This is a genomic window from Flavobacterium sp. NLM, assembly GCF_002210235.1.
Taxonomy (GTDB): Bacteria; Bacteroidota; Bacteroidia; order Flavobacteriales; family Flavobacteriaceae; genus Flavobacterium; species Flavobacterium panici.
The window spans coordinates 31,088-55,327 of sequence record NZ_LIAC01000005.1 but is presented as its reverse complement, the minus strand read 5'-3'; the positions used below and the strand labels follow the sequence as shown (position 1 = coordinate 55,327).

26 protein-coding genes and 1 riboswitch are annotated in these 24,240 nt (G+C 34.4%); of the genes, 9 read left to right on the top strand and 17 right to left on the bottom strand.

Features of this window, described 5'->3' with window-relative positions; genetic code table 11:
- Positions 1-148: 148 nt before the first annotated feature.
- The 9 genes from APR43_RS07340 to APR43_RS07300 all read right to left on the bottom strand — a co-directional run bounded on the left by APR43_RS07340 (position 149) and on the right by APR43_RS07300 (position 7,226).
- Positions 149-925 carry a thiazole synthase gene (locus tag APR43_RS07340; protein ID WP_053472617.1) on the bottom strand — a complete coding sequence of 259 codons (777 nt, stop codon included), beginning with the start codon at positions 923-925 and terminating at the stop codon, positions 149-151.
- Complete coding sequence (locus APR43_RS07335) at positions 906-1,544, bottom strand: thiamine phosphate synthase (protein ID WP_053472618.1); 639 nt, start codon at positions 1,542-1,544, stop codon at positions 906-908. Before APR43_RS07335 ends, APR43_RS07340 begins: the two co-directional genes overlap by 20 nt.
- Positions 1,537-2,289: a hydroxymethylpyrimidine/phosphomethylpyrimidine kinase gene (locus APR43_RS07330; RefSeq protein ID WP_053472619.1), complete on the bottom strand. Its 753-nt coding sequence runs from the start codon at positions 2,287-2,289 to the stop codon at positions 1,537-1,539. Before APR43_RS07330 ends, APR43_RS07335 begins: the two co-directional genes overlap by 8 nt.
- On the bottom strand, positions 2,247-2,861 hold the full coding sequence (locus APR43_RS07325; protein ID WP_053472620.1) for a thiamine phosphate synthase: 615 nt from the start codon (positions 2,859-2,861) through the stop codon (positions 2,247-2,249). The genes APR43_RS07330 and APR43_RS07325 overlap by 43 nt, the downstream gene beginning before the upstream one ends.
- A 33-nt stretch (positions 2,862-2,894) precedes the next feature.
- A complete protein-coding gene (thiC, locus tag APR43_RS07320) occupies positions 2,895-4,718 on the bottom strand; it encodes a phosphomethylpyrimidine synthase ThiC (protein ID WP_053472621.1) in 1,824 nt (607 codons plus the stop codon).
- Positions 4,719-4,829: 111 nt separating this feature from the next.
- Entirely contained in the window at positions 4,830-5,036 is a 207-nt protein-coding gene (gene thiS, locus APR43_RS07315; protein ID WP_053472622.1) for a sulfur carrier protein ThiS, read from the bottom strand.
- 65 nt (positions 5,037-5,101) lie between these two features.
- Positions 5,102-5,198: riboswitch (TPP riboswitch) on the bottom strand.
- 97 nt (positions 5,199-5,295) lie between these two features.
- Positions 5,296-5,865, bottom strand: coding sequence for a DNA-3-methyladenine glycosylase I (locus APR43_RS07310; RefSeq protein ID WP_053472623.1), 570 nt, complete (start codon positions 5,863-5,865; stop codon positions 5,296-5,298).
- Entirely contained in the window at positions 5,865-6,548 is a 684-nt protein-coding gene (locus APR43_RS07305; protein WP_053472624.1) for a hypothetical protein, read from the bottom strand. Before APR43_RS07305 ends, APR43_RS07310 begins: the two co-directional genes overlap by 1 nt.
- Positions 6,549-6,563: 15 nt before the next feature.
- Positions 6,564-7,226 (bottom strand): queuosine precursor transporter, encoded by a 663-nt coding sequence (locus APR43_RS07300; protein ID WP_053472625.1) that lies wholly within the window; start codon positions 7,224-7,226, stop codon positions 6,564-6,566.
- A 162-nt stretch (positions 7,227-7,388) separates the two neighbouring features.
- On the opposite strand from APR43_RS07300, the gene APR43_RS07295 reads away from it, so the two are divergent.
- Entirely contained in the window at positions 7,389-9,452 is a 2,064-nt protein-coding gene (locus APR43_RS07295; RefSeq protein WP_053472637.1) for a M3 family metallopeptidase, read from the top strand.
- A 65-nt stretch (positions 9,453-9,517) separates the two neighbouring features.
- On the opposite strand, the gene tsf is transcribed toward APR43_RS07295, so the two are convergent.
- The 6 genes from tsf to APR43_RS07265 all read right to left on the bottom strand — a co-directional run bounded on the left by tsf (position 9,518) and on the right by APR43_RS07265 (position 14,187).
- Positions 9,518-10,480 carry a translation elongation factor Ts gene (gene tsf / locus APR43_RS07290; protein ID WP_053472626.1) on the bottom strand — a complete coding sequence of 321 codons (963 nt, stop codon included), beginning with the start codon at positions 10,478-10,480 and terminating at the stop codon, positions 9,518-9,520.
- 138 nt (positions 10,481-10,618) lie between these two features.
- Positions 10,619-11,389 carry a 30S ribosomal protein S2 gene (gene rpsB, locus APR43_RS07285; RefSeq protein ID WP_053472627.1) on the bottom strand — a complete coding sequence of 257 codons (771 nt, stop codon included), beginning with the start codon at positions 11,387-11,389 and terminating at the stop codon, positions 10,619-10,621.
- A 176-nt stretch (positions 11,390-11,565) separates the two neighbouring features.
- Positions 11,566-11,952, bottom strand: a complete 387-nt coding sequence (gene rpsI / locus APR43_RS07280) for a 30S ribosomal protein S9 (protein WP_017497947.1) — start codon at positions 11,950-11,952, stop codon at positions 11,566-11,568.
- A complete protein-coding gene (gene rplM / locus APR43_RS07275) occupies positions 11,952-12,407 on the bottom strand; it encodes a 50S ribosomal protein L13 (protein WP_026983738.1) in 456 nt (151 codons plus the stop codon). Before rplM ends, rpsI begins: the two co-directional genes overlap by 1 nt.
- 194 nt (positions 12,408-12,601) lie before the next feature.
- Positions 12,602-13,414, bottom strand: a complete 813-nt coding sequence (locus tag APR43_RS07270; RefSeq protein WP_053472628.1) for a ferritin-like domain-containing protein — start codon at positions 13,412-13,414, stop codon at positions 12,602-12,604.
- A 26-nt stretch (positions 13,415-13,440) separates the two neighbouring features.
- Entirely contained in the window at positions 13,441-14,187 is a 747-nt protein-coding gene (locus tag APR43_RS07265; RefSeq protein ID WP_053472629.1) for a ferritin-like domain-containing protein, read from the bottom strand.
- 194 nt (positions 14,188-14,381) lie between these two features.
- Between APR43_RS07265 and APR43_RS07260 the strand changes: the two genes are divergently transcribed.
- The gene (locus APR43_RS07260; RefSeq protein ID WP_053472630.1) at positions 14,382-15,407 is read left to right on the top strand and encodes a LacI family DNA-binding transcriptional regulator; all 1,026 of its coding nucleotides are present in this window, start codon (positions 14,382-14,384) and stop codon (positions 15,405-15,407) included.
- Positions 15,408-15,633: 226 nt separating this feature from the next.
- Here the strand turns inward: APR43_RS07260 and polA are convergent, their stop codons facing one another.
- Positions 15,634-18,486 (bottom strand): DNA polymerase I, encoded by a 2,853-nt coding sequence (gene polA, locus APR43_RS07255; RefSeq protein ID WP_053474403.1) that lies wholly within the window; start codon positions 18,484-18,486, stop codon positions 15,634-15,636.
- Positions 18,487-18,835: 349 nt separating this feature from the next.
- Between polA and APR43_RS07250 the strand changes: the two genes are divergently transcribed.
- From APR43_RS07250 to APR43_RS07220, 7 genes are all read left to right on the top strand, one after another.
- Positions 18,836-19,033: a hypothetical protein gene (locus tag APR43_RS07250; protein ID WP_053474402.1), complete on the top strand. Its 198-nt coding sequence runs from the start codon at positions 18,836-18,838 to the stop codon at positions 19,031-19,033.
- A gap of 51 nt (positions 19,034-19,084) precedes the next feature.
- Positions 19,085-19,267: a hypothetical protein gene (locus tag APR43_RS07245; RefSeq protein WP_053474401.1), complete on the top strand. Its 183-nt coding sequence runs from the start codon at positions 19,085-19,087 to the stop codon at positions 19,265-19,267.
- Between the two features lie 187 nt (positions 19,268-19,454).
- A complete protein-coding gene (locus tag APR43_RS07240) occupies positions 19,455-20,129 on the top strand; it encodes a response regulator transcription factor (protein WP_053474400.1) in 675 nt (224 codons plus the stop codon).
- A 10-nt stretch (positions 20,130-20,139) separates the two neighbouring features.
- A complete protein-coding gene (locus APR43_RS07235; RefSeq protein ID WP_240514936.1) occupies positions 20,140-21,477 on the top strand; it encodes a sensor histidine kinase in 1,338 nt (445 codons plus the stop codon).
- A gap of 103 nt (positions 21,478-21,580) precedes the next feature.
- Positions 21,581-21,763 (top strand): hypothetical protein, encoded by a 183-nt coding sequence (locus APR43_RS07230; protein WP_053474398.1) that lies wholly within the window; start codon positions 21,581-21,583, stop codon positions 21,761-21,763.
- 173 nt (positions 21,764-21,936) lie between these two features.
- Entirely contained in the window at positions 21,937-23,172 is a 1,236-nt protein-coding gene (locus APR43_RS07225; protein ID WP_053474397.1) for a metallophosphoesterase, read from the top strand.
- 71 nt (positions 23,173-23,243) lie between these two features.
- The gene (locus APR43_RS07220) at positions 23,244-23,546 is read left to right on the top strand and encodes a thioredoxin family protein (RefSeq protein WP_053474396.1); all 303 of its coding nucleotides are present in this window, start codon (positions 23,244-23,246) and stop codon (positions 23,544-23,546) included.
- 33 nt (positions 23,547-23,579) lie between these two features.
- On the opposite strand, the gene APR43_RS07215 is transcribed toward APR43_RS07220, so the two are convergent.
- Complete coding sequence (locus APR43_RS07215) at positions 23,580-24,218, bottom strand: polysaccharide deacetylase family protein (RefSeq protein WP_053474395.1); 639 nt, start codon at positions 24,216-24,218, stop codon at positions 23,580-23,582.
- Positions 24,219-24,240 lie beyond the last annotated feature (22 nt).

The following is a 24,240-nucleotide window of genomic DNA, read 5'->3' as shown; positions in this document are numbered from 1 at the left end:
TGATTTTTTTTGAATCAAATTTAATGAAAATTCTTACTTTTATTACTCTTGCAGATTTTGGAGATTGAACAGATTATCTTTTTCTATACTTATAATATATTTTAATTGAATAAATCTGCTTAATCTCCAAAATCTGCGAGAGAATAAATTAGTCATAAAGAAATGAAGTCAAAGGACTAGAAGCCACAGCATAATTTTGTTGATTAGCTACTTTTGCTTCAAAAGCTTTTCTTCCTGCTATTACGGCTTCTTTGAAAGCTTCGGCCATTAATTTTGGATTTCCGGCAACGGCAATTGCAGTATTAACCAAAACAGCATCGGCGCCAATTTCCATTGCTTTTGCAGCGTCAGACGGAGCGCCAATTCCTGCATCGACAATAACAGGAACATTACTTTGTTCAATTATAATTTCTAAAAAATCAATTGTTTTTAAACCTTTATTACTTCCAATTGGAGAACCTAACGGCATTACCGCAGTTGTTCCTGCACTTTCTAAATGTTTGCACAAAACAGGATCAGCGTGAATGTAAGGAAGAACAAAAAAACCAAGTTTAGCCAATTCTTCCGTCGCCTTTAAAGTTTCAATAGGATCTGGCATTAAATACTTTGGATCTGGATGAATTTCTAGTTTTATCCAATTTGTTTCTAAAGCTTCGCGCGCTAATTGAGCAGCAAAAATGGCTTCTTTTGCATTTCTTGCTCCGGAAGTATTTGGTAATAAATTGATATTTGGATGTTTTAAATGCGAAAGAATAGCATCGGTTTCAGTTTCTAAATCAATGCGTTTTAAAGCAACGGTTACCAATTCACTTTCTGAAGCTAAAATCGCTTCTTCCATTTCTTTGTTAGAACCAAATTTCCCTGTTCCTAAAAACAAACGGGATTTGAAGCTTTTGTCTCCAATATTAAACAATGACGTTTGCATATAATTTTTCCTTTAATTGTTTAATTAGTATTTTTTTCTCTGCACTTTCTGTGATGATCCCAGAAACGGCAATTCCGTGAATTCCGGTTTCCATTAATGGACTTACATCTTTTAATGTAATGCCGCCAATGGCATAAACCGGAACTTCGATCTTATCTTTTTTCATTTTTTGAAGAATTTCAAAATATCCTGATAAACCTAAAATTGGACTTAGTTTTTCTTTTGTAATTGTAAATCGAAAAGGGCCTAAACCAATATAATCACAGCCATTTTTGACATGATTTTGAATATCTTCAAAAGTATTAGCCGTTCCTCCAATAATTTTTGTTGCTCCTAAAATGGCTCTCGCTTCATCGATTTTCATATCGGTTAACCCTAAATGAACCCCGTCTGCAGCAATCTGCTCAGCAAGGTGCAGATCATCATTTATAATAAAATTAGCCAGATACTCTTCGCACAAAGGTTTTACCTTCTCTGCTAAAGCAAATGTTTCTTTGCTGGTTTGATTTTTAAAACGCATTTGTACCCATTTACAGCCAGCATCAAGAGCCTGATGAATATTGTACAATTGTTCTTTGCTGGTTTCGCCTTGTGAAATATATTGCAGCTTGTTATACATAGTGATATCCAATTAATGTTGAACTTGAACTCAGGTAATTTTCGATATATATTTTAGCATTTTTGCAGGCTTCTGTTATATTTTGATTTAAAGCCAAATTGGAAGCAATTGCAGAAGAAAGCACACAGCCTGAACCGTGTTTTTCAAAGCATTTTTTATTAGTTGGAAGCAAATCCAAAACTTCATTTTCAAGAAATAAAAGATCAGTTCCTATCGCTGATTCATTATGTCCGCCTTTCAATAAAATATTTGTTGTAATCTCATTTTGCAGATGAAGATTCTTTGATATAAAATCTGGAAATAAAATCTCAATTTCATTGTAATTAGGGGTAATCAAGTCGATTTTAGACAAGATTTTATGTAAATCAGAATAATCTTTAATCGCCATAAATTCAAATTTTGTTGTCGATCGAAGAACCGGATCCCAGACAATTTTGGTGGAAGGAGAAAGCATTTTAATCGTCGAAACAATTCGGTTTAAATCATACAAAGAAGAAATAATTCCAATTTTGACAGCACTGATTTTATAATTTAAAAATAACGTTTCGATTGAACGAATAACAAAACTCAAATCTGTCCATTGAATCTCATAAAATGTATTTTCGGTCTGAATCGTATTGGCTGTTGTAATAGCAAAACCAGTTACTTTATGCTGTTCAAATGTTTTGATATCAGCCAAAATACCAGCTCCGCCAGACGGATCTAAACCTGCGATTGTAAGTACGAAAGGACGATTTGCTGACATAATTTAAATTGTTTTATCGGGTTTTCATTATTCCAAATTGTTCCTAAAAGAGCTATATCATCAAAGCCATTTTTCATTGTTTTTTGAATGTTTTGAGAATCAATTCCGCCTAAAGCAATCACTTTTGTTTTATAGTTTGTTCTAGATTTTAATGCTTCAAAAAGATCGATTTTTGGCTCGTAATTTTCTTTGGAAATACTTTTAAAGACAGGGCTTAGAAATGCATAATCAAAATCATTTTCCAGAGAATTAAAATCTTCTATAGAATGTGTTGATGTGGAAAAATTATACCTACAAGGTTTTGGAAACCTTGCAGGAAAATCATGAATACGTTTTTTTTCTTTTTCAGAAAAATGAATTCTGCTAATTCCAAAATCTTCAGCTAGCAAATGATAATTGTGCAAGACAATTCGATCTCTAAATTCGATCTTAATTTGATGAATAAACTGCGCCATTTCCAATTCAGAAAAATCAGGTTTCCGAAGATGAAGCAAAGACAATCCTTCTTCAAATAAAGAATGAAGAATTCGAATTTCATCTTCAATAAAAAAAGGATTTGTAATTACAATCATATCTTTTTTCTATGCTCTTTATTCTATTTTCTTTTAGATATAAATCTCTTTTCCCTGCTCAATAAACTCTTCTGATTTCTCTTTCATTCCTTGTTCTGCGGCAGCGACATCTCTAATTTCCTGAGATATTTTCATAGAGCAGAATTTTGGACCGCACATGGAGCAGAAATGTGCCACTTTTGCGCCATCTGCAGGAAGTGTTTCATCGTGGAATTCTCTTGCGGTATCTGGATCTAAAGCCAAATTAAACTGATCTTCCCAACGGAATTCAAAACGAGCTTTACTTAAAGCATTATCGCGGTATTGCGCTCCCGGATGACCTTTTGCCAAATCTGCAGCATGAGCAGAAATTTTATAAGTAATCACGCCATCTTTTACGTCTTTTTTGTTTGGTAAACCAAGATGTTCTTTTGGTGTTACATAACACAGCATCGCACAGCCGTACCAGCCAATCATAGCAGCTCCAATTGCCGATGTGATATGATCGTAACCCGGTGCAATATCTGTCGTTAAAGGGCCTAAAGTATAAAATGGGGCTTCATGGCAATGTTCTAATTGTTTGTCCATGTTTTCTTTAATCATGTGCATTGGTACGTGTCCCGGGCCTTCAATGAAAACTTGTACATCATGTTTCCAGGCAATTTTAGTCAATTCGCCTAAAGTTTCTAATTCTGCAAATTGTGCAGCATCATTGGCATCGGCAATGGAGCCCGGACGTAAACCATCTCCTAAAGAAAAAGCTACATCATATTGTTTCATGATTTCGCAGATTTCTTCAAAGTGCGTGTACAAGAAGTTTTCTTTATGATGAAATAAACACCATTTTGCCATAATGGAGCCACCGCGCGAAACGATTCCTGTGACACGATTTGCAGTTAAATGAATGTATCGAAGTAAAACCCCTGCGTGAATTGTAAAATAAGAAACACCTTGTTCTGCCTGCTCAATTAAAGTATCACGGAAAATTTCCCAAGTTAAATCTTCGGCAATTCCTTTTACTTTTTCCAAAGCCTGATAAATGGGAACGGTACCAATTGGAACTGGTGAATTACGAATAATCCATTCTCTGGTTTCGTGAATATTTTTTCCTGTAGATAAATCCATAATGGTATCAGCGCCCCAGCGACACGCCCAAACGGCTTTTTCAACTTCTTCTTCAATGCTCGAAGTCACGGCACTGTTCCCAATATTGGCATTAATTTTTACTAAAAAATTACGGCCTACGATCATAGGTTCGCTTTCAGGATGATTGATATTATTTGGGATTATGGCTCTTCCGCAAGCCACTTCAGAACGAACGAATTCTGGTGTGATTTTGCTTTTTGGTGTATTGGCTCCAAAACTATGACCGCCATGCTGGCATTGCATAGCTTTAGTTTGCTCATTTAAAAGTTCGATGCGTTGGTTTTCGCGAATCGCTATATATTCCATTTCCGGAGTAATTATTCCTTTTTTGGCGTAATACAATTGCGTTACGTTTGCGCCTTTTTTAGCACGTTTTGGCTGATGCAAATATTCAAAACGAAGATGATTCAGGTTTTCATCTTTCAATCGGCTTTGACCATAATCTGATGTGATTTCGCCTAGAATTTCAACATCATTTCGATTAAGAATCCAACTTTCGCGTAAGCGTGGTAAACCTTTTCGAATATCAATTTCAATATTTGGATCTGTGTATGGACCAGAAGTATCATAAACAGTTACTGGAGGATTTTTTTCGATCCCACCGTTTGAAAGTTTCGTGTCGCTAAGATGAATCTCACGCATCGCTACTTTTATCGGGTGAATTTCTCCATCTATGTATACTTTTTTAGAATTCGGAAATGGGGTTCTGGATATTTGTTCTTCTGTTGTCATAGTAAAAGAAGTTATGAGTTATAAGTTATGAGTTATTGTAGAGGCGCACTGCAGTGCGTCTACGTCCTAAATGGAATTGGAATTTGGATTTTTTTTTATTGGAATTTATTTCTAACCTCCCTGCGTGGCAGAAATAATTAAAATTTCGTCAGTTTCTTGTACGAGGAATTCGTTCCATTTGGTTTTTGGAACAACAGTATTGTTAATAGCAACGGCGATTCCGTTTTGTTTGTGCGGAATTTCGAGATCGAGCAATGATTGAACGCTTAGCGATTCAGCATTGAAATGTTTGGTTTGTTGATTGATTTTTAGTTCCATTCCTTCTTGAATTAGTATAGAGTTATACTTTAGGAATGGCTACAAGAACGCATAAAAATGCGCGCAGAAGTCATCTTACTTTTCCCTACGCTAGTATGAACTAGATCAGGTTCAGAGGGTAAAATCTCAGCCTACAAGTTGTAGACACCCCTAAAGTGTGAAGCAAATATAATGTTTTTTGTTTAAAAGTTTCAGGTTTCAAGTTTCAGGTTCAAAAAAACTGAAAACTGTCACTGAAAACTGCGACTGTGACTGTAAACTATTTTGTTCTCGTCCAGCAGTCTTCGATATGATCATTGACCATTCCGGTTGCCTGCATGTGAGCGTAAATAACGGTTGAGCCTACGAATTTGAATCCGCGTTTTTTTAAATCTTTGCTGATTGCATCTGAAAGAGGAGTAGTTGCCGGAACGTCTTTTAAAGTTTTGGGATTATTGTCGATAGGTTTTCCATCGGTGAATTTCCATATATACTCTGAAAAACTTCCAAATTCTTCCTGAACTTTCATAAAAGCCTGAGCGTTTGTAACGGCAGCTTTTATTTTTAAACCGTTTCGAATAATGCCTGTGTTTTGCATTAATTCTTCGATTTTATCTTCAGAATAATTGGCAATTTTTTTATAATCGAAATGATCGAAGGCATTTCTGAAATTCTCTCTTTTATTTAAAATGGTAATCCAGCTTAATCCAGCCTGAAAAGTTTCTAAAATTAAAAACTCAAATAAAGATGCATCATCATAAACGGGAACGCCCCATTCTTCATCATGATATTTTTTGTATAAATCACTGGCTGAGCACCAGCCGCATCTTACTTGATCTTCGTTTTTCATTATTTTCCTATTTGCCAGCTATATCCTTTTACTCCTGGAATATAAGCAGAACGACCAATTATAATCAATTCGTTATGGATTTTTTTGTCGTACTTAATGCCAATTGCTGTTCCTGATGTATATAATTTATTAGCTTTAAAAGTAATTTTCATAAGACCATCTTTGAATTTAGCATCTGAAACTTTTTCAATAAACCAGGTCGACCGCCATTTTATGGCTATTTCATCTTCAGAAGTTTTTGTAATACTTTTTACAAGTTTTACGGCTTCTTTAGGGATTTCAAAATTTTCAGTTAATTGTTTCTGATTTAAAGTCTGTCCAATTTTACTGAGAGAAAGTATTCTTTTTAGATTGCCAAATGTTACCAAAGATTTGTTTTCTTCTTCATTCCAGTTTAAGTTAGTGTTTTCTGGCTCAACTTGTTGATTTTGAATTTGTGGTCTGCTTTGGCTTTCCTTTTTTGATGAAAAATGATTTCGTTTGTCAGTTGCAGAATTATGAGCAAGATCTTTAGATATCCCGATAGTTTTTAATGGTGTTTTTTTTAATGTTTTCGCAGAAGCGGGATTTAATTTATCGACAGGATAAATTGTTTTTCGTTTCTGCTGCTTTTTTTCATCGTTGCCACAGCCCATCAAAAAACAGGTAATTGAAAGAAATAGCGTGGCAATTGTCTTTTTCATAACTACAAGATAGCTTTAATCTTTGATAGTAAGATCTTCTTCCAAATATTTTTTTATCAAATGATGTCCAAGGTAAATTAAAGGAGTTAATACAACCGCAACCGAAAGTTTGAAAATGTAACCTGTTAGTCCAGAGGTGATAAAAGTTTTAAAATCGATTTTTCCGGGAAGCCAGAAAGCAATTCCCAGTACAATAAAAGAGTCAAATAATTGAGAAATTACCGTAGAACCAGTTGCTCTTAACCATATTTTCTTTTCTCCGGTTCTTTTTTTGAAAAACCAAAAAATCCAAACGTCGATTAACTGTGATACCATAAAAGCAACTATACTTCCGAAAATAATCCACATACTCTGTCCAAAAACGGCATGAAACTGCTCATCATTAACCGGACTGATTCCTTTTGCTGCCGGAATTACAATCGCCATAAATAAGATTAAAAATGCATAAGCAATTAAACAAGCAGTTATAAAAGAGAGTTTTTTTACTCCTTTTTCGCCAAAGTATTCATTAATCAAATCAGTAGTTAGAAAAACAATCGGCCAGGGTAAAATCCCTATACTCATTACAAAAGGACCAATCTGAATTAATTTTCCTCCAATAAGTTCAGCCACAACGGCATTCGTGATAAATATTCCTGATAGAACTACAAAGACAATTTCTTTTCGGGTTTTAAACATGTTATTTTGGTTATGATGATTCAAATTTAAACTATTTCTTCAAATGTTCGAAATGGATTAATGAGTTCGTTTGAAGTTTGCTTTTGATTGGTTAATTTTGAGATGCTGCGATATTTTCTTTTAGGAAATTATTTAAGCAGAAAATTATTAATGCATTTTATTATGAAAACACAAATAGATTTAAATAATCCTTTACTTCAGGAATGGTCTGGTCCTTATGGCGGAGTTCCGGATTTTACAAAATATAAAATCTCTGATTTTAAACCCGCAATTGAGTTTGCTATTCAGGAAAAATTAGAGGAGATTGATGCAATTGCAAACAATGTTGAAGAACCTACTTTTGATAATACAATTGTTGCTTTAGAGCTTTCTGGCGAAAAACTGGACAGAATTCATGCTGTTTACGGAATTTACAGATCAAATTTAAGCAGTCCTGAATTTAATGTGGTTGATACAGAAATGTCTCCAAAACTGGCAGAGATTAGTGATAAACTATATCAAAACGATAAATTGTTCCTCAGAATTGAAAAACTGTATAAAGCTGCCGAAAGTAAAAAGTTAAATCCTGAACAACAGCGTTTGCTTTGGCTTTATTATACTGATTTTGTTCGAGAAGGAGCGGAGTTAAATGAAGAAGATAAAAAGGAAGTAGCCAGAATTAATCAGGAACTTGCCAGACTTTTTACTCTTTTCAGCCAAAAATTATTGGCAGAAGAAAATGATCAGTTTTTAGAATTAAAATCTGAAAATGATTTGGATGGTTTGCCTGAGGAATTTAAAAACGCAGCCATTGCTGAAGCGAAAGAAAGAAAGCTGAATAGTTTAGCTAGTATTGGCAACACAAGATCTTCGATAGAACCGTTTTTGACTTTTTCAAATCGAAGAGATTTACGAGAAAAAGCATTTGATATTTTTGTAAAACGTGGTGATAACAAGAATCAAAATGATACTAATGAAACGCTGGTTTCAATTTTACAATTACGTGCGAAGAAAGCCAAAATATTAGGCTTTAAGAATTTTGCTGAGTGGAGTTTGTCTAATAAAATGGCTAAAGACCCACAGAAGACTTTAGATTTAATGGAATCGGTATGGAAGCCAGCTGTTGAAAAAGTAAAAAATGATGTTGCTGCAATGCAGGAAATGGTAAATAACGAAGGCGGAAATTTTAAAATTCAACCTTGGGATTATCGTTATTATGCAGAAAAAGTGCGCAAAGCAAAATATGATTTAGACCAAAATGAGATAAAACAATATCTTCAGTTGGAAAATTTACGTGAAGCCATGTTTTGGGTTGCGGGTGAATTATTTAATTTAGGATTTAAACAATTATTTGATGTTCCGGTTTATCATCCTGATGTTCGCGTTTGGGAAGTGAATAATAAGAATACGGGTAAATTAATCGGGCTGTGGTACTTTGATCCTTATGCGCGTGTTGGCAAGCGTTCTGGAGCGTGGATGAACTCGCATAGAGATCAGCAAAAAATAAAACAAAAAGTACTGCCAATAGTATCGAATAACTGTAATTTTATAAAAGGAAATAGTGATGATCCAGTATTGATTTCCTGGGACGATGCTACAACTTTATTTCATGAATTTGGGCACGCTTTGCACGGTTTATGTTCAAATGTTACTTATCCGAGTCTGTCAGGAACTTCGGTTGCGAGAGATTATGTTGAGTTTCCTTCGCAATTACTGGAACATTGGCTGGCAACTCCAGAGGTACTGAACAAGTTTGCGCTTCATTATAAAACAAACCTGCCATTGTCTGAATCTTTGGTAGAAAGAATAGAAAAAGCAGCGAATTTTAATGAAGGTTTTGCAACTGTCGAAACCATTTCGAGTTCTTTTGTAGATATGAAACTGCACTTAACAACTGAAACTGTTGACCCACATCAATTTGAAAAAGAGGTTTTGGCTGAAATCAATATGCCGTCAGAAATTGTAATGCGACATAGAATTTCGCAATTTGCTCATATTTTTTCAAGTGACGGATATGCAGCGGGATATTACAGTTATTTATGGGCCGACGTAATAAATGCAGACGCTTATGAAGCCTTTTTGGAAGGTGATGGCCCTTATGATAAAAAAGTGGCGGAACGTCTTTATGAGATTGTTTTAAGTGTTGGAAATAGTGTAGACAATGAAAGTATGTATGAGGATTTTAGAGGACATGCCCCAAAATCTGACGCTTTAATGCGTGCGAGAAATTTCCCAGTTGAGATTTAAAAACTAAAAATAAAAAAGCCCGAATAAATTAATATTCGGGCTTTTTATATTGAAATAATAATATATTAACCTAAAGTAACTCTTTTGAAACCTGTGATTTCAACGTTGTATCCTTTAACGTAATCACCAACTTTTTTACTATCGTCTTTGATAAAGTTTTGATCTAACAAAGCTTTTTCTTGATCTAAAGTAGTGTTGTCAGAGATAAAACGCTGTACTTTTCCTGGAATAATTTTGTCCCAAATTTGCTCTGGTTTACCTTCAGCTTTTAATTCAGCTTTAGCATCTTCTTCAGCTTGTTTTAAAACTTCTGGAGTTAATTGAGAGTAAGAAATGTATTTAGGAACATTTTTTAAAGTTTTTCCTAAACGTTTTGCTTCTTCATTATCTTTTTCGATTACAGCAATACGAGCAGCAAGTTCAGATTCAACGAAAGCAGGATCAAAATCTTTGTAAGATAATGTATCAGCTCCCATAGAAGCAACTTGCATAGAAACATCTTTAGTTAAAACGTCAGCGTTAGGAATTGCAGCAGAAATTGCAGTTAATGCAGCAATTTTGTTAACGTGAACATAAGATCCAACGAAAGCACCTTCTAAAATTTCAAAACCACCGATTTCGATTTTTTCACCGATAACACCAGTTTGTTCGATTAATTTTTCAGCAACTGTAATTCCGTTGAAATCTGAAGCTAAGAAATCTTCTTTAGAAGAGAAGTTAATAGCTCTTTCTACTAAATCTTTAGCTAAAGTTACGAAAGCCTCATTTTTACCTACGAAATCAGTTTCGCAGTTTAAAGTGATGATCGCTCCTTTAGTGTTGTCAGCATTAACAAAAGAAACAGCAGCTCCTTCAGAAGACTCACGGTCAGAACGGTTAGCAGCAACTTTTTGTCCTTTTTCTCTAAGGACTTGTATAGCTTTATCGAAATCTCCATCAGCTTCAACTAAAGCTTTTTTACAGTCCATCATTCCGGCACCTGTAGATTGTCTTAATTTATTTACGTCTGCAGCAGTAATTGTTGCCATAATATTTTGAATTTTAATGTTAAAAGTAAAAATTCCATCTTTTAAATTCTAAACTCCAATTTTATTAAATTATCAACATAACGTTTTTAATTTGTGGTTTGGATTTTAGAATTTAAAATTTGGAATTTAAAATTTGATTTATTCTTCAGTTGCAGGAGCAGCCTCAGCCTCAGCAGCAGGAGCAGCAGCTTCTTCAGCTACTTCAACTTCTTTTTCAGAACCTCTGTCAGAAAGACCTTCGATAACTGCAGTAGTCACTAAAGATAAAATTTTGTCAATTGATTTAGAAGCATCATCATTTGCTGGAATAACGTAATCAACCTCTCTTGGGTCAGAATTCGTATCAACCATTGCGAAAACTGGAATGTTTAATTTTTGTGCTTCTTTTATTGCGATGTGTTCAGCTTTGATATCTACTACGAACAATGCTGCAGGTAGTCTAGACATATCAGCGATTGAACCTAAGTTTTTCTCTAATTTAGCACGTAGACGATCAACTTGCAAACGCTCTTTTTTAGATAACGTCATGAAAGTACCATCTTTCTTCATTTTATCAATAGAAGACATTTTTTTAACTGCCTTTCTGATAGTTACGAAGTTAGTTAGCATTCCACCTGGCCATCTTTCAGTGATATAAGGCATGTTTGCAGCCTTTGCTTTATCAGCAACGATGTCTTTAGCTTGTTTTTTGGTAGCTACGAATAAGATTTTTCTACCTGATGCAGCGATTTTTTTCAAAGCTTCGTTAGCTTCTTCAATTTTAGCTGCAGTTTTATATAGATTGATAATGTGAATACCATTACGCTCCATATAAATGTAAGGAGCCATGTTTGGATCCCATTTTCTAGTCATGTGTCCGAAGTGAACACCTGCTTCTAGTAATTCTTTTACTTCTATTTTGTTTGCCATTTTTGTACTAGTTTACGTTCTGTTGATTAGCAATGTATAAATGGCGATTTCTCTGGCTTTATACATTTAGATGCTAAACTATATCCTACCTCGATAGGAGAGCAACAATAACTGTGTTTTTTAATTTCAATAAATAATTGATAATGTCTTGTCCCATCTGAACAAGACAGGTAATATTAACGTTTAGAGAATTGGAATCTCTTACGAGCTTTCTTCTGACCGAATTTCTTACGTTCAACCATTCTAGGGTCTCTTGTTAATAAACCTTCTGGTTTAAGGATAGCTCTGTTTTCGATGTTCACTTCACACATTACACGTGCTAATGCCATTCTTACAGCTTCTGCCTGACCAGTTGAACCACCTCCGTAAACGTTTACTTTTACATCAAAGTTACTAGCATTTTCTGTCATAGATAATGGTTGTAATACTTTGTATTGTAAAGTTGCAGTTGGAAAGTAAGTTGCGAATTCTTTTTTGTTTACAGTGATTTTACCTGTTCCTTCAGAAACATATACACGTGCAACAGCGGTTTTTCTTCTACCGATTTTGTGAATAACTCCCATTACTTAAGATCGTTTAGGTTAACAGTTCTAGGTTTTTGAGCTCCGTGAGTATGCTCAGCACCTACAACAACATTTAGATTTCTAAAAAGTTCAGCTCCTAATTTGTTTTTAGGTAACATTCCTTTTACAGCTTTTTCTACTAATAATGCAGGGTTTTTAGATTGCAATACTTTAGCAGTTAAAGTTCTTTGTCCTCCTGGGTAACCTGTATGACGCATGTAAATTTTGTCATTCATTTTTGTACCTGTAAGGTTAATTTTTTCTGAGTTGATAACAATTACGTTATCTCCACAGTCAACGTGCGGTGTGTAACTTGGCTTGTACTTACCTCTTAAGATCATCGCAACCTTTGAAGCAAGACGACCTAAGTTGTGACCTTCTGCATCAACAACAATCCACTCTTTAGTTACAGTGGCTTTGCTAGCTGAAATTGTCTTGTAGCTTAATGCGTCCATAATATTATTTTAATTAAACATTCCATCCCCAATAAAGGGGATGCAAAAGTACAATTAATTATTTTAAAACCAAATACCTGAAAAGAATATTTTATATCCTGAAAATCAGGCTTTCAGTTTTTATTTTTAAAACCATAAAAAAACCGCCCTCACAATAACAGCGAGGGCGGTTCAAAATTAACCTTAATTTTTAACTAAACAATAAATATATTGGCTATATCGACCACTTGTTGTGTCGTTAACGGTTCATCATAAGCTTCTGATCCTGCGGCAGCACCAAATGCTGAGGCTGTATTGAAGCCTGCCTGCATGGTTACTCCTTCGCCATCATAAACAGCCTGCGTTGCTGCCGGCATTCCGGCACCTCTTTCAGCATTAGAGATCCAGCCTTTTAAACCTCGCAGTCTTCTAACTTCAGAAGCGTGTCTGGCCTCAACTGAGTGAATTTGTAATGCTGCTGTCAGTAAATCAGGTGTAGATATTAAGTTAGCGGCCTGACCTTTATATGCTCTTACGCCTGTATCTTCAAAAGCTTGTGCCAATGCCAGAAAGGTAGGATAGTCATTAAAAGGATCAAATGCTCCGCCTACAGTAAAGTCAAAAGTTGGTTTTGGAACGAAGTTAGCGCTCATTGTTCCGCCAAGCCCCGCAATTAAAAACGAAACGTGATCTGCTTCGTGTGCCGCGATTTGCTGAAAAACTTTTAAATCGCGTCCGCCATTTTCAGAAGCTGGGATTACTCCAGAATCTAATGCCATGGCGTAAAATTCGTTTTCCAGATATTCCAGAGTCAATGCAAACTGCAAAGCTCCAATTGGTGTCGCTGGTGTTGCCGTTATGTCTTTTGCAAAAGCTTTATTAGTAAAAGCAGCCAATCCAAAAGGAATTGATGCCATTGCCAGGTTTTTTCCGATATTCCCAAACTGCGTAAAACTGTCTCTTCTCGAACCAGTGCTTTTCATTAAGCTGTCATCAGTAAAGGTTTCTATAAATTTTAAAATATTCATAATTTCTAATTTTTAGCTAGTTAAGATTAAGGTAAATAATTGGCCGTGAATTTTGTGGTAATAAATCCGGCAGCAACTGGTAGGATTTTTGACGGATCTTTTGCAACGTCTAATCCGGTTGAAGTGCTTATAATATCATCTCCGGCAAAATCTTTTGAATTCGGGTTGATCAAGCTTCTAATAGCAGAAGCGTGTCTTGCTTCTACAGAAACAATTTTTCCGGCTAATAATAAATAATCAGGGCTTTTAATAAGTCTGCCTGCTCCATTATAAGCAGCAACACCAGTATCTTCAAGTGCTTTTGCGGTAGCTAAAACTTCGGTACGGCTATTAAAATTCAAAGCACCATAACTAAAGGCTAAAGAAGGAAGTAATTGAGAACCAGGATCTGGAAGCGCTCCGGTTAAAGCGGCTTTAAAAAAATCTCTGTGAACTACTTCGTGATGGTAAAGATCTGTAAGGACCTGACGTTCTGTGTCATTAAATACAGTATTAAAGTTGGAGGCATTTACCACTTTAGTGTAAAAATCGGCTTCTAACTGCTCTAAGGCGTACGCATAAGTTAGAACACCAAAGTCTCCTGAACCTAAATCAAAAACACCATTTTTGACTCCAGGTAAGGAATTATCCTCCATATTGTCATCGTTATCATTGTCGCTGCAACCAGCTAAAACCAAACCTGCGGTAACTAATGTTAGTCCACTGAGCTTCAGAAAGCTCCTTCTGCTATCCAGGGAAGGGTTGACTTCCTGAATTTTAACTTCGTTTTTCATAATCTAGGCTTTTATTAAGTTAATAACATTCTATTAAGTTTAATAACGAAATTTTTAGACATGCGGTTTCAGAAATTTCTTCTTTTTTAGAATTATTTCGAATAGATACTATTATTTCAAATAGTGGCAGGGGTTTTTTGTTTTATTTTCGGTAATTCTACTATATTTGTATTAATTACATAAACTTTTATTAGATGAAAGCTAAAGCAACTCTAAAACAAATTGCGAAGGAACTAGGTGTTTCTGTGTCTACAGTGTCTAAAGCACTAAACGACAGCCCGGAAATAAGTGAGCAGACGAAGGTGAAGATTAAAGAGTATGCCAAACTCAAAAATTATAAACCGAATGTTATTGGTCTGAACTTGAAGAATCGAAAAACCAAAACAATTGGTGTAATTATACCTAATATATTAAACTCCTTTTTTGCAAAGGTTTTTAGCGGCATCGAAAAGGTTGCCGATAAAAAGGGATATAATGTAATTACGTGTATTTCGAATGAATCTTTAGAGAAAGAGGTTCATACGCTTGAAATGTTAAGCAACGGAACTATCGACGGATTTATTCTTTCGGTTTCTGAAGAAGCACAAAAGCTTCAGGATTACAATCACTTTTCGGCTATTATTAATGACGGAACGCCAATTGTAATGTTTGACAGAATTGCTGATGAAGTAGAATGTGATAAAGTTGTAGTTGATGATTTTGACTCTGCTTTAAACTCGACGCAGCATTTAATTAATTTAGGATGTAAAAATATCGCCTTAATTTCTTCTGTAGATAATTTAAGTGTTGGAAAATTAAGAGCCGATGGATATTTAAAAGCTTTAAAAGACAATAATATTCCGGTAAACGAAAAAATTATTCTTCGTACGGATTCTGAAGATGATATGAAAGCTAAAATTGATTCGATTTTTGATCATAAAATTGATGCGATTTTTGCTTTAGATGAAAATGATTCAGTTGCGGCTTTAAGAGTAAGTTTGAAAAAAGGATACAAAGTTCCTGAAGATATTTCGATAATTGGTTTTGCTGATGGAATCTTGGCTTCAAGACGTTTGTCTCCAAGTTTAACAACAGTTAGTCAGCACGGAATTGAAATTGGTGAAGTGGCTGCCAAAAAACTAATCGAAAGACTGGAAGAACCAGAAGGTGAAACTTCTGATTACGAAACAATCATTATCAAAACAAAATTGAAAGAAAGAGAGTCTACGAGAAAGGCTTAATTGTAAAAATATAATTCATAAAAAAAGGACTGTTCATTTGAACAGTCCTTTTTTTATGTTTAGTGTCATTTCGACGAAGGAGAAATCTCCGCAAGTAACTCCGCAATGAGGATCCAATCTTTGTCGAGCTTCTCGCGAAGATTTCTCCTTCGTCGAAATGACAAGATTGTGTTGATTGTTCTTGATTCATAAATCTAAAATCTACAATCAAAAATCTAAAATGGCATTAATGCGCTTCTAACCAATCTTTACCCAAACCAAGTTCAACTTCTAAAGGAACCGCCATTTTGAAAGCATTTTCCATTTCGTGTTTAATCATTGGCTGAATTTTTTCTAATTCGTCGTTGTGCACATCAAACACAAGCTCATCATGAACCTGTAGTAACATTCTGGATTTCCAGTTTTCGTCTTGTAATTTTTTATGAATGTTGATCATGGCAATTTTAATCACATCGGCAGCACTTCCCTGAATTGGTGCATTTACAGCATTTCGTTCGGCAGCACTTCTTACAACGGCATTCGCAGAATTTATATCTTTTAGATAACGGCGACGACCTAAAATAGTTTGTACATAACCGTTTTCACGCGCAAAATCAACCTGATCCTGCATATATGATTTTAATCTCGGATACGTTTTGTAATAAGCATCAATCAAAGCAGCACTTTCACCGCGAGATAATGAAGTCTGATTGCTTAATCCGAAAGCAGAAACACCATATATAATTCCGAAGTTTACCGTTTTAGCATTACTTCTTTGTTCGCGTGAAACTTCTTCAAGCGCTACATCAAAAACTTTTGCTGCGGTTGCTCTGTGAATATCTTCACCGTTTTGGAAAGCTGCAATCATATTTTCTTCACCACTCAAAGCAGCGATAATTCGTAATTCAATTTGCGAGTAATCGGCAGAGATTAAAGTGTGGTTTTCATCGCGCGCCACGAAAGCTTTACGAATCTGACGTCCTCTTTCCGTACGAATCGGAATGTTTTGTAAATTCGGATTATTAGAACTCAAACGTCCAGTTGCGGCAACAGTCTGCATATAATCGGTATGAACTCGTAATGTCTTTTTATCAACTTGTTCCGGCAAAGCCAAAATATAAGTACTTTGAAGTTTCACCATTTGACGCCAGTCCAAAATTTGTTTTACAATAGGATTGTCGTTTGCTAAATAAGTCAAAACTTCCTCTCCGGTTGCATATTGACCCGTTTTGGTTTTCTTTTGCTTTGCTCCGCCAATTTTAAGTTTATCAAATAAAATATCTCCTAATTGTTTTGGAGAGGCAAGATTAAATTTCTCGCCGGCAGTTTCATATATCTGTTCTTCTAAAGATTTGATTTCAATTTCCATCTCTCCAGACATTTGTTTTAAGAAATCAACATCAAGGCGAATTCCTTCTGTTTCCATTGCAGCTAAAACGCTTACTAACGGAATTTCAATTTCATCAAACAGCTTTTTAGTTTCTGTTTTGTCTAATTCTGTAGTAAAGATTTCTTTTAATTGTAAAGTAACATCAGCATCTTCTGCAGCATATTCTTTAATATCTTCCAAAGGAACATCACGCATCGAAAGCTGATTTTTTCCTTTTTTACCAATTAGAGTTTCAATTGATTTTGGTGAGTATTTTAAATATGTTTCGGCCAAAATATCCATATTATGACGCATATCCGGATTAATTAAATAATGCGCAATCATGGTATCAAAAAGTTTCCCTTTTACCGTAACTCCGTAATTAGCAAGAATTTTTAAATCGTATTTTAAGTTCTGTCCAATTTTTTCGATGTTTTCATTTTCAAAAAACGGAACAAATTTGTCTACTAAAGCTTTTGCTTCTTCCTGACTTTCCGGAAACGGAACATAAAATGCTTTTCCTTTTTCGTAAGAGAAAGACATTCCCACAAGTTCTGCATGCAACGCATCGATTCCTGTAGTTTCGGTATCAAAACAAACCGAAGTCTGCTTTTGTAAATTCTGTAAAAGCAATTTAATTCCTAAATCCCCCTGAACGGTTTGATAGGAGTGCTCAGTATTTTCTAAAGTATTGTAAAATGAATTTCTTGCAGCTTCTGTACTTTCATCAAGAGTAATTCCGCCTCCGCCAAAAAGATCAAATTGGTCTTCGTTCTTTGGCTGTGGTTTTTTGTATAATTTAGGATCGGCTGCCGGAGCACTATTTGCTAATTCATTTCCGCCTCCAACTTTAAATAAGTTATCAAACTGTTCCGCCATTCTTCTAAATTCCAGTTCCTGAAAAATAGCATCTGTTTTTTCGATATCAGGGCGTGAAAGTTCGTAGTCATCTTCATTAAAAACAACATCGCAGTCGCATATAATCGTTGCCAGTTTTTTAGATAAAATACCTTTATCTTTATTCGCTTCGATATTTTCTTTCATTTTTCCTTTTAGCAAATGTGTATTGTCTAAAAGGTTTTCCATTGTACCAAATTCTTTCAAGAATTTTTTAGCGGTAACTTCACCAACTCCTGGCAATCCAGGAATATTATCCACGGCGTCGCCCATCATTCCTAGAAAGTCTATAACTTGTTCAGGTCTTTCGATTTCAAATTTTGCCAAAACCTCTGGAATTCCCCAAATTTCGATTCCGTTACCCATACGGGCAGGCTTGTACATGAAAATATTTTCAGAAACCAATTGCGCAAAATCCTTATCCGGCGTTACCATAAAAACCTTATAATTTTGTTTTTCGGCTTGTTTGGCAATAGTTCCAATTAAATCATCGGCTTCACAACCTTCGATTTCAATAATCGGAATATGCATGGCGCGTAATAATTCCTGAATATAGGGAACTGCAATTTTAATCGCCTCAGGCGTTTCATCACGATTGGCTTTATATTCTACGAACATTTCCGTTCTTACATGACTTCCGCCTTTGTCAAAAGCAACAGCAAGATGATCTGGTTTTTCTCTTTTAATAACATCTAAAAGTGAGTTCATAAAACCCATAATTGCAGATGTGTCCATTCCTTTTGAGTTTATTCTCGGGTTTTTTATAAAGGCATAATAGCCGCGAAAAATTAATGCATAAGCATCTAGAAGAAAAAGGCGTTTTTGAGTTGACATATAAAAAATATTAGTCTGTAAAAATAAACAATTGGGTTCTCAAAAATTAGACTAAGAAGATTTTTTTTCCACCATATAAGTTATATAAGTTCATTTTAGTAGGGACGCATCTGTAGAGACGCACTGCAGTGCGTCTTTATAGTTGTATAAATATTGTAACGGTTCAATATTTAAATGAACTTATATAACTTATATGGTGAGAAAAAATAATTTATATGGTTCAAAAACGAGCAAAGCGTTAATGTCAAGTTAATTTTTTTTATTCAGGGATTTCTTCATTTTGTCTTCATGTTATGGAGGTAATTTTGATCTGTAAAATAAAAGGTAATTAATTTAAATCTTAGAAATCATGAGAAATTTATTGATGGTATTAACAGCAGTTTTAGGAACAAGCGCAATGGTTCATGCGTTTCCTGCAAAAGATGGTAAAACAGTTCCTGCAAAAGAAGTAAAAGCAACAAAACACCCAAAAAGCAAAACTGATAAAAAAACAAAATCAGTAAAAAGTGAAGCTCCAAAAGCAGAAACAGCAAAAGCAAAAAAATAAACAAAAAGATAATTTAGAAAAAAAGGTTGGTTAATTTAAAAATTTAAAATCATGAAAAAATTAATTTTATTAGCGGTAGCAGTTTTAGGAACAACTGCAATGGTAAATGCTCAAACAACTCCAGCTCAGGCAGCGCCTGCAAAAGAAGTTAAAGCGACAAAACACCATCATAAAGGAAATAAAAAGGCAAAAGCTGAAGCTCCAAAAGACGAAGCTGCAACTGTGAAAAAATAAGAATTACTCTCGTTTTGTTTTCGAAGCATTGTAACGGAGGCAAAACAGGAATAATGATTATGATGAATGCGATTGAAGAAAGCTGATGAAGAAATTTGTCAGCTTTTTTTATTCGTTAATTTTTTAATAACACGTAACCGGACTTTTGATAATTGATTAATTTTAGTTGCGTTTAAATGCCTTTTTTATGAATGTTTTAATTGTGGAAGATAATAAAGAACTTGCAGTAGAGGTTTATGACTTTTTGTGCAATGCGGGTTATATTTGTAAAATAGCGAATAATTGTGCCGATGCTCTTGAAGAATTTGCAAGCAATGATTATGATGCGATGCTGCTTGATCTTGGTCTGCCGGACGGAGATGGTTTTGAGGTTTTGCAGACGATTCGAAAAACAAAATCAAAAATTGCGGTAATTGTACTCACGGCGCGCGGAGAATTAGATGACAGGATTAACGGACTTCATCTGGGTGCCGATGATTATTTGACGAAACCTTTTGCTTTAACCGAATTAGCAGCAAGATTATTTGCCGTAATCCGCCGCATTCATGGTTTTACTTTAAACAATTTAAGTATTCACGGATTTTTGCTGCAGCTTCAGGATTATAAAGTCAGTTTTAATGATGTGCCTTTAAGTTTGACCAAAAAGGAATTTGATATTTTTCAATATTTGGTTTTAAATAAAAACAGGGTAATTACAAGACTTCAATTGACAGAACATATTTGGGGCGATATTCTGGAGGTAAACTCCGATTCTAATTTTATAGACGTACACGTTCGTAACCTTCGAAAAAAATTAGACAAACATACTTCGATTGATTGGTTTGAAACCGTTAGAAATGTTGGTTATCGTATTAATGAATAAATAGATTTTTGTGAAGATAAAACATCAATTGGCCATATTTAATGCACTAACAAGATTGTTGGTGATTTTGGTTTTATGGCTCATGCTTCCTATTTTGGTCGAAAATGTGGTTTACAGACACATTAATAATGGATTAATCGAAAAGAAACAGAAATTCATTGATCATTTAAACCAGCAGGAAATTAATGATTTTATCGAAAATGAAGATGATTCTACCGAAACTTATTCGCAGTTTTCTACACTTCACAGCGAATTTTTGGTTCTTTCCAGAGTTCCCATAAAACCACATCAAAAGAAAACTTCTTTCAGTAATGAATACCGAATTATTGAAGGGGAAGAAAATGAATACCGAATTCTGCAGCATCATTTTAGTTATCAAAATGAAGAATATCAACTCGAAATTGGGAGCAGTTTAAGCGAAGTAAAAGACTTGACTTTTATTATAAAGCTTTTTATAATTGTAGTTTTGGTCGTTATTCTTTTGGTTACTTTTTTGGCCGATACTTTTTATATCGAATATTTACTGAAACCTTTTTATAAAATTATCGATACTAAAATAAGGCGGGTCAATGAACCGGAGGTTTTTGATCATACGCCCATAAATGCAAAATCGAGAGATTTTAGGGAATTAGATTTGGTTTTAAACCAAATGATGAACCGTATTGCGGAGCTTTTTAAAAAAGAGAAACAGTTTATTTCTAATGTTTCGCACGAGCTTTTAACTCCAATTGCTTTATTGAAAAACAAGCTGGAAAATTTATTGCAAAATGATTCTTTAGATGATAATGCTGTGGATAAAATCGCAGGTTCATTGAAAACGCTTGATATGCTGAAAAAGATCATCAATAATTTACTGCTGATTTCCCGAATCGAAAACAATCAATACGAAGCCAACGAAAATATCAGTTTTCAGGAAATAATAGAGGATTTGCAGGAAGATCTGCAGGATCGTATTGATGATAAAGGAATTGAGTTTGTCAATAAAATGGAACATGATTTTGCTTTTAGAGGCAACAAAACTTTAATTCATATTTTGATCTATAATTTAGTTACGAATGCCATAAAATATAATAAGCCGGACGGAAGTATTATTGTTTCTGATGGGTTTTTGCAAAATCAATATTTTATTTCCATTACAGATTCAGGTATTGGTTTAAATGAGTCTCAAATCGAAAATATCTTCAACCGCTTTGCCAGAGTAAGTTCAGATCAGGAAGGGCAGGGGTTAGGTCTTGCTATTGCTAAAAGTATTGCTGTTTTTCATCATATAGAAATTAAAGTGAACTGTCTTATAAACGAAGGAACAACCTTTATTTTATTGTTTCCGGAAACGCAAAAACACAATTAAAAGTTAATTTTTTCAGATTGGTGCAATCTTCATTTTGTCTTCATTTACTGATTATATCTTTGAGCTATAAATAAAGAAGTAGTAATCACAAAAATCAACAATCATGAAAAAATTAATTTTATTAGCGGTAGCAGTTTTAGGAACAACTGCAATGGTAAATGCTCAAACAACTCCAGTAAAAGAAACTCCGGCAAAAGAAGCAAAAGTTGCTAAAAAAGAGAAAAAAGCTGATAAAAAAGCTAAAAAAGCAGAAGCTAAGCCAGAAGCGGCAAAAGCTCAAAAATAATGCGATAAAGGTTTATTGAATAAACTTTGTTGTAGACTAAAGGTTTTAAATAATTTGGCTGCAAAAGCTGATAGAGAAATCTATCGGCTTTTGCTATTATTTGAGTTAAATTTTTGATAATAAAAAGCGATAGAATATTCATTCTTTGTTACTTTGCTTAAAACTGTAAATAAATGATCCTTCGTTTTGTAATTCTATGTGCTCTTTTTCTATTTATTGAGTTCTATTCGTATCAAGCCTTTCGTACTTTAATCAAATTAAGATGGGTACTGATCAGCTATCAAATTATTAGTGTACTGCTTTTAGTTTTCATAATATATTCTTTTACGCAATTTGACCGTTCTGTTGGGCAGACCAAACAAACCATGTTTACAATGGGATTAATGTTATTGGTTTATGTTCCTAAAATTGTGCTTACACTTGTAATGTTTGGAGAAGATATTTTTAGAATAGGAGCCAGTATATTAAACTACTGCATGTACAATGCGCCTAGAAAAGAAATGATGCCGGACAGACGTAAGTTTGTCAGTCAGATTGCTTTAGGTTTGGCGGCGGTTCCGTTTTTATCTTTGATTTACGGAATTTTCGAAGGGAAATATAATTTTAAAGTATTCAAGCAGACTATCTTTTTTCCGGATCTTCCAGATGAATTTGATGGTTTTAAAATAACACAGATTTCTGATGTTCACAGCGGAAGTTTTGATAATCCTGATAAAATTAATTATGCAATTGATTTGATTAATGAACAGGAATCAGATATGATTTTGTTTACAGGAGATATCGTAAATACGCATGCAAAAGAAATGCATCCGTGGCTGGAAACTTTTAGCAGAATTAAAGATTACAAATACGGAAAATATGCTGTTTTAGGAAATCATGATTACGGAGAATACGTGACTTGGCCTTCTGAAAAAGAAAAAGATGAGAACTTTGCAGAAATCAAAAATCTTTACGGCAAAATAGGTTTTGATCTGATGCTGAATGAAAATAAATACATTCAAAAAGGTGCAGATAAAATTGCTTTAGTTGGTGTCGAAAACTGGGGACAGAATTTTAAGAAGGCCGGAGATTTGAAAAAAGCTTCGCAAGGACTTCACGAGACTGATTTTAAAGTTTTAATGAGCCACGATCCAAGCCATTGGGAATATGAAGTAAAAAAAGATCCTAAAAACTTTCATCTAACTTTATCTGGTCATACACACGGAATGCAGTTTGGAATTGAAATTCCGGGATATTTTAAATGGAGTCTGGCGCAATACATTTATAAACAATGGGCAGGACTTTATGAAGAAGCCGGAAGATATGTTTATGTGAACCGCGGATTTGGTTTTCATGCTTATCCTGGACGAGTTGGAATTATGCCTGAAATCACGGTTATTGAACTAAAAAAAGGTAAGAATGTGGCTTAATTCGTTAAAAATGCTACATTTGTATTAATTATATCTTTTTAATAGATTAAAAGAATTAAATTTTTGGTTTTATGTCAAAATTTGGAGAACTTATAAATGCTCAGGTTCCAGTGTTAATTGACTTCTACACAGATTGGAACGAATCATCAGTATTGATGCATCCGGTAATAAAAGATGTTGCGGCTGCGCTTGGAGATAAAGCGAAGGTAATTAAAATTGATGTTGATAAAAATCAGGAACTGGCCGAAGCATTAAGAATTAAAGGACTTCCGACTTTAATGATTTATAAAGAAGGACAAATGATCTGGCGACAATCCGGAGAACTTGATGCAAATACACTTATCGGAATTGTTCAGGATCAATTCGACGTATAAAATACTTCAGAAATAAGATATTGTTCGGGTTTTCTAATGAATAATATCAAACTTATATCCATTCTCTTTTAAAAAATGCAGCGTTTTTGGTAAGGCAAATTTTAAATTTGGCGATGCTTTTATGCTGTCATGGAATACAATTACGCTTCCCGATTTTACATTTTTAGTAACATTTTCAAGACATTTTTCAGGAGTTATGCTTTGGTCGAAATCGGCGCTTAAAACATCCCACATTATTATTTTATAGCCAAGTTTGCGTAAAATCTTTGATTGCGCTTTTTTAATTTTCCCGTAAGGCGGACGAAATATTAAATTGTTCGGTTTTATTTCTTCTTCTAAAATCTTAGCGCAGTTATTTACATTTTCGATATACTCATTCGTATGTATTTTCCAGCCATTTACGTGGTTCATTGTATGGTTTCCAATACAATGTCCATCTGTGATTAATTTTTCGAATAAAGATAAATTGGCTTTAATATTTTTTCCAATACAGAAGAAAGTAGCTTTTGCATCAAACTTTTTAAGTTCAGATAAAACCCAGTCTGTAATCTCTGGGGTTGGGCCGTCATCAAACGTTAAGTATATTTTCTTTTCGTTGTTTGGAATATCCCAACAATATTTAGAAAACACCTTTTTAATAAATGAATTAGTTTTTACCCAATAAAAGCTCATTTTGATTTTATTTATATCTACG

What these genes read in the sequence shown, in the direction of transcription:
- APR43_RS07340 (WP_053472617.1), bottom strand. Translation starts at nt 925, where the DNA reads ATGCAAACGTCATTGTTTAATATTGGAGACAAAAGCTTCAAATCCCGT.
- APR43_RS07335 (WP_053472618.1), bottom strand. Translation starts at nt 1,544, where the DNA reads ATGTATAACAAGCTGCAATATATTTCACAAGGCGAAACCAGCAAAGAA.
- APR43_RS07330 (WP_053472619.1), bottom strand. Translation starts at nt 2,289, where the DNA reads ATGTCAGCAAATCGTCCTTTCGTACTTACAATCGCAGGTTTAGATCCG.
- APR43_RS07325 (WP_053472620.1), bottom strand. Translation starts at nt 2,861, where the DNA reads ATGATTGTAATTACAAATCCTTTTTTTATTGAAGATGAAATTCGAATT.
- thiC (WP_053472621.1), bottom strand. Translation starts at nt 4,718, where the DNA reads ATGACAACAGAAGAACAAATATCCAGAACCCCATTTCCGAATTCTAAA.
- thiS (WP_053472622.1), bottom strand. Translation starts at nt 5,036, where the DNA reads ATGGAACTAAAAATCAATCAACAAACCAAACATTTCAATGCTGAATCG.
- APR43_RS07310 (WP_053472623.1), bottom strand. Translation starts at nt 5,865, where the DNA reads ATGAAAAACGAAGATCAAGTAAGATGCGGCTGGTGCTCAGCCAGTGAT.
- APR43_RS07305 (WP_053472624.1), bottom strand. Translation starts at nt 6,548, where the DNA reads ATGAAAAAGACAATTGCCACGCTATTTCTTTCAATTACCTGTTTTTTG.
- APR43_RS07300 (WP_053472625.1), bottom strand. Translation starts at nt 7,226, where the DNA reads ATGTTTAAAACCCGAAAAGAAATTGTCTTTGTAGTTCTATCAGGAATA.
- APR43_RS07295 (WP_053472637.1), top strand. Translation starts at nt 7,389, where the DNA reads ATGAAAACACAAATAGATTTAAATAATCCTTTACTTCAGGAATGGTCT.
- tsf (WP_053472626.1), bottom strand. Translation starts at nt 10,480, where the DNA reads ATGGCAACAATTACTGCTGCAGACGTAAATAAATTAAGACAATCTACA.
- rpsB (WP_053472627.1), bottom strand. Translation starts at nt 11,389, where the DNA reads ATGGCAAACAAAATAGAAGTAAAAGAATTACTAGAAGCAGGTGTTCAC.
- rpsI (WP_017497947.1), bottom strand. Translation starts at nt 11,952, where the DNA reads ATGGGAGTTATTCACAAAATCGGTAGAAGAAAAACCGCTGTTGCACGT.
- rplM (WP_026983738.1), bottom strand. Translation starts at nt 12,407, where the DNA reads ATGGACGCATTAAGCTACAAGACAATTTCAGCTAGCAAAGCCACTGTA.
- APR43_RS07270 (WP_053472628.1), bottom strand. Translation starts at nt 13,414, where the DNA reads ATGAATATTTTAAAATTTATAGAAACCTTTACTGATGACAGCTTAATG.
- APR43_RS07265 (WP_053472629.1), bottom strand. Translation starts at nt 14,187, where the DNA reads ATGAAAAACGAAGTTAAAATTCAGGAAGTCAACCCTTCCCTGGATAGC.
- APR43_RS07260 (WP_053472630.1), top strand. Translation starts at nt 14,382, where the DNA reads ATGAAAGCTAAAGCAACTCTAAAACAAATTGCGAAGGAACTAGGTGTT.
- polA (WP_053474403.1), bottom strand. Translation starts at nt 18,486, where the DNA reads ATGTCAACTCAAAAACGCCTTTTTCTTCTAGATGCTTATGCATTAATT.
- APR43_RS07250 (WP_053474402.1), top strand. Translation starts at nt 18,836, where the DNA reads ATGAGAAATTTATTGATGGTATTAACAGCAGTTTTAGGAACAAGCGCA.
- APR43_RS07245 (WP_053474401.1), top strand. Translation starts at nt 19,085, where the DNA reads ATGAAAAAATTAATTTTATTAGCGGTAGCAGTTTTAGGAACAACTGCA.
- APR43_RS07240 (WP_053474400.1), top strand. Translation starts at nt 19,455, where the DNA reads ATGAATGTTTTAATTGTGGAAGATAATAAAGAACTTGCAGTAGAGGTT.
- APR43_RS07230 (WP_053474398.1), top strand. Translation starts at nt 21,581, where the DNA reads ATGAAAAAATTAATTTTATTAGCGGTAGCAGTTTTAGGAACAACTGCA.
- APR43_RS07225 (WP_053474397.1), top strand. Translation starts at nt 21,937, where the DNA reads ATGATCCTTCGTTTTGTAATTCTATGTGCTCTTTTTCTATTTATTGAG.
- APR43_RS07220 (WP_053474396.1), top strand. Translation starts at nt 23,244, where the DNA reads ATGTCAAAATTTGGAGAACTTATAAATGCTCAGGTTCCAGTGTTAATT.
- APR43_RS07215 (WP_053474395.1), bottom strand. Translation starts at nt 24,218, where the DNA reads ATGAGCTTTTATTGGGTAAAAACTAATTCATTTATTAAAAAGGTGTTT.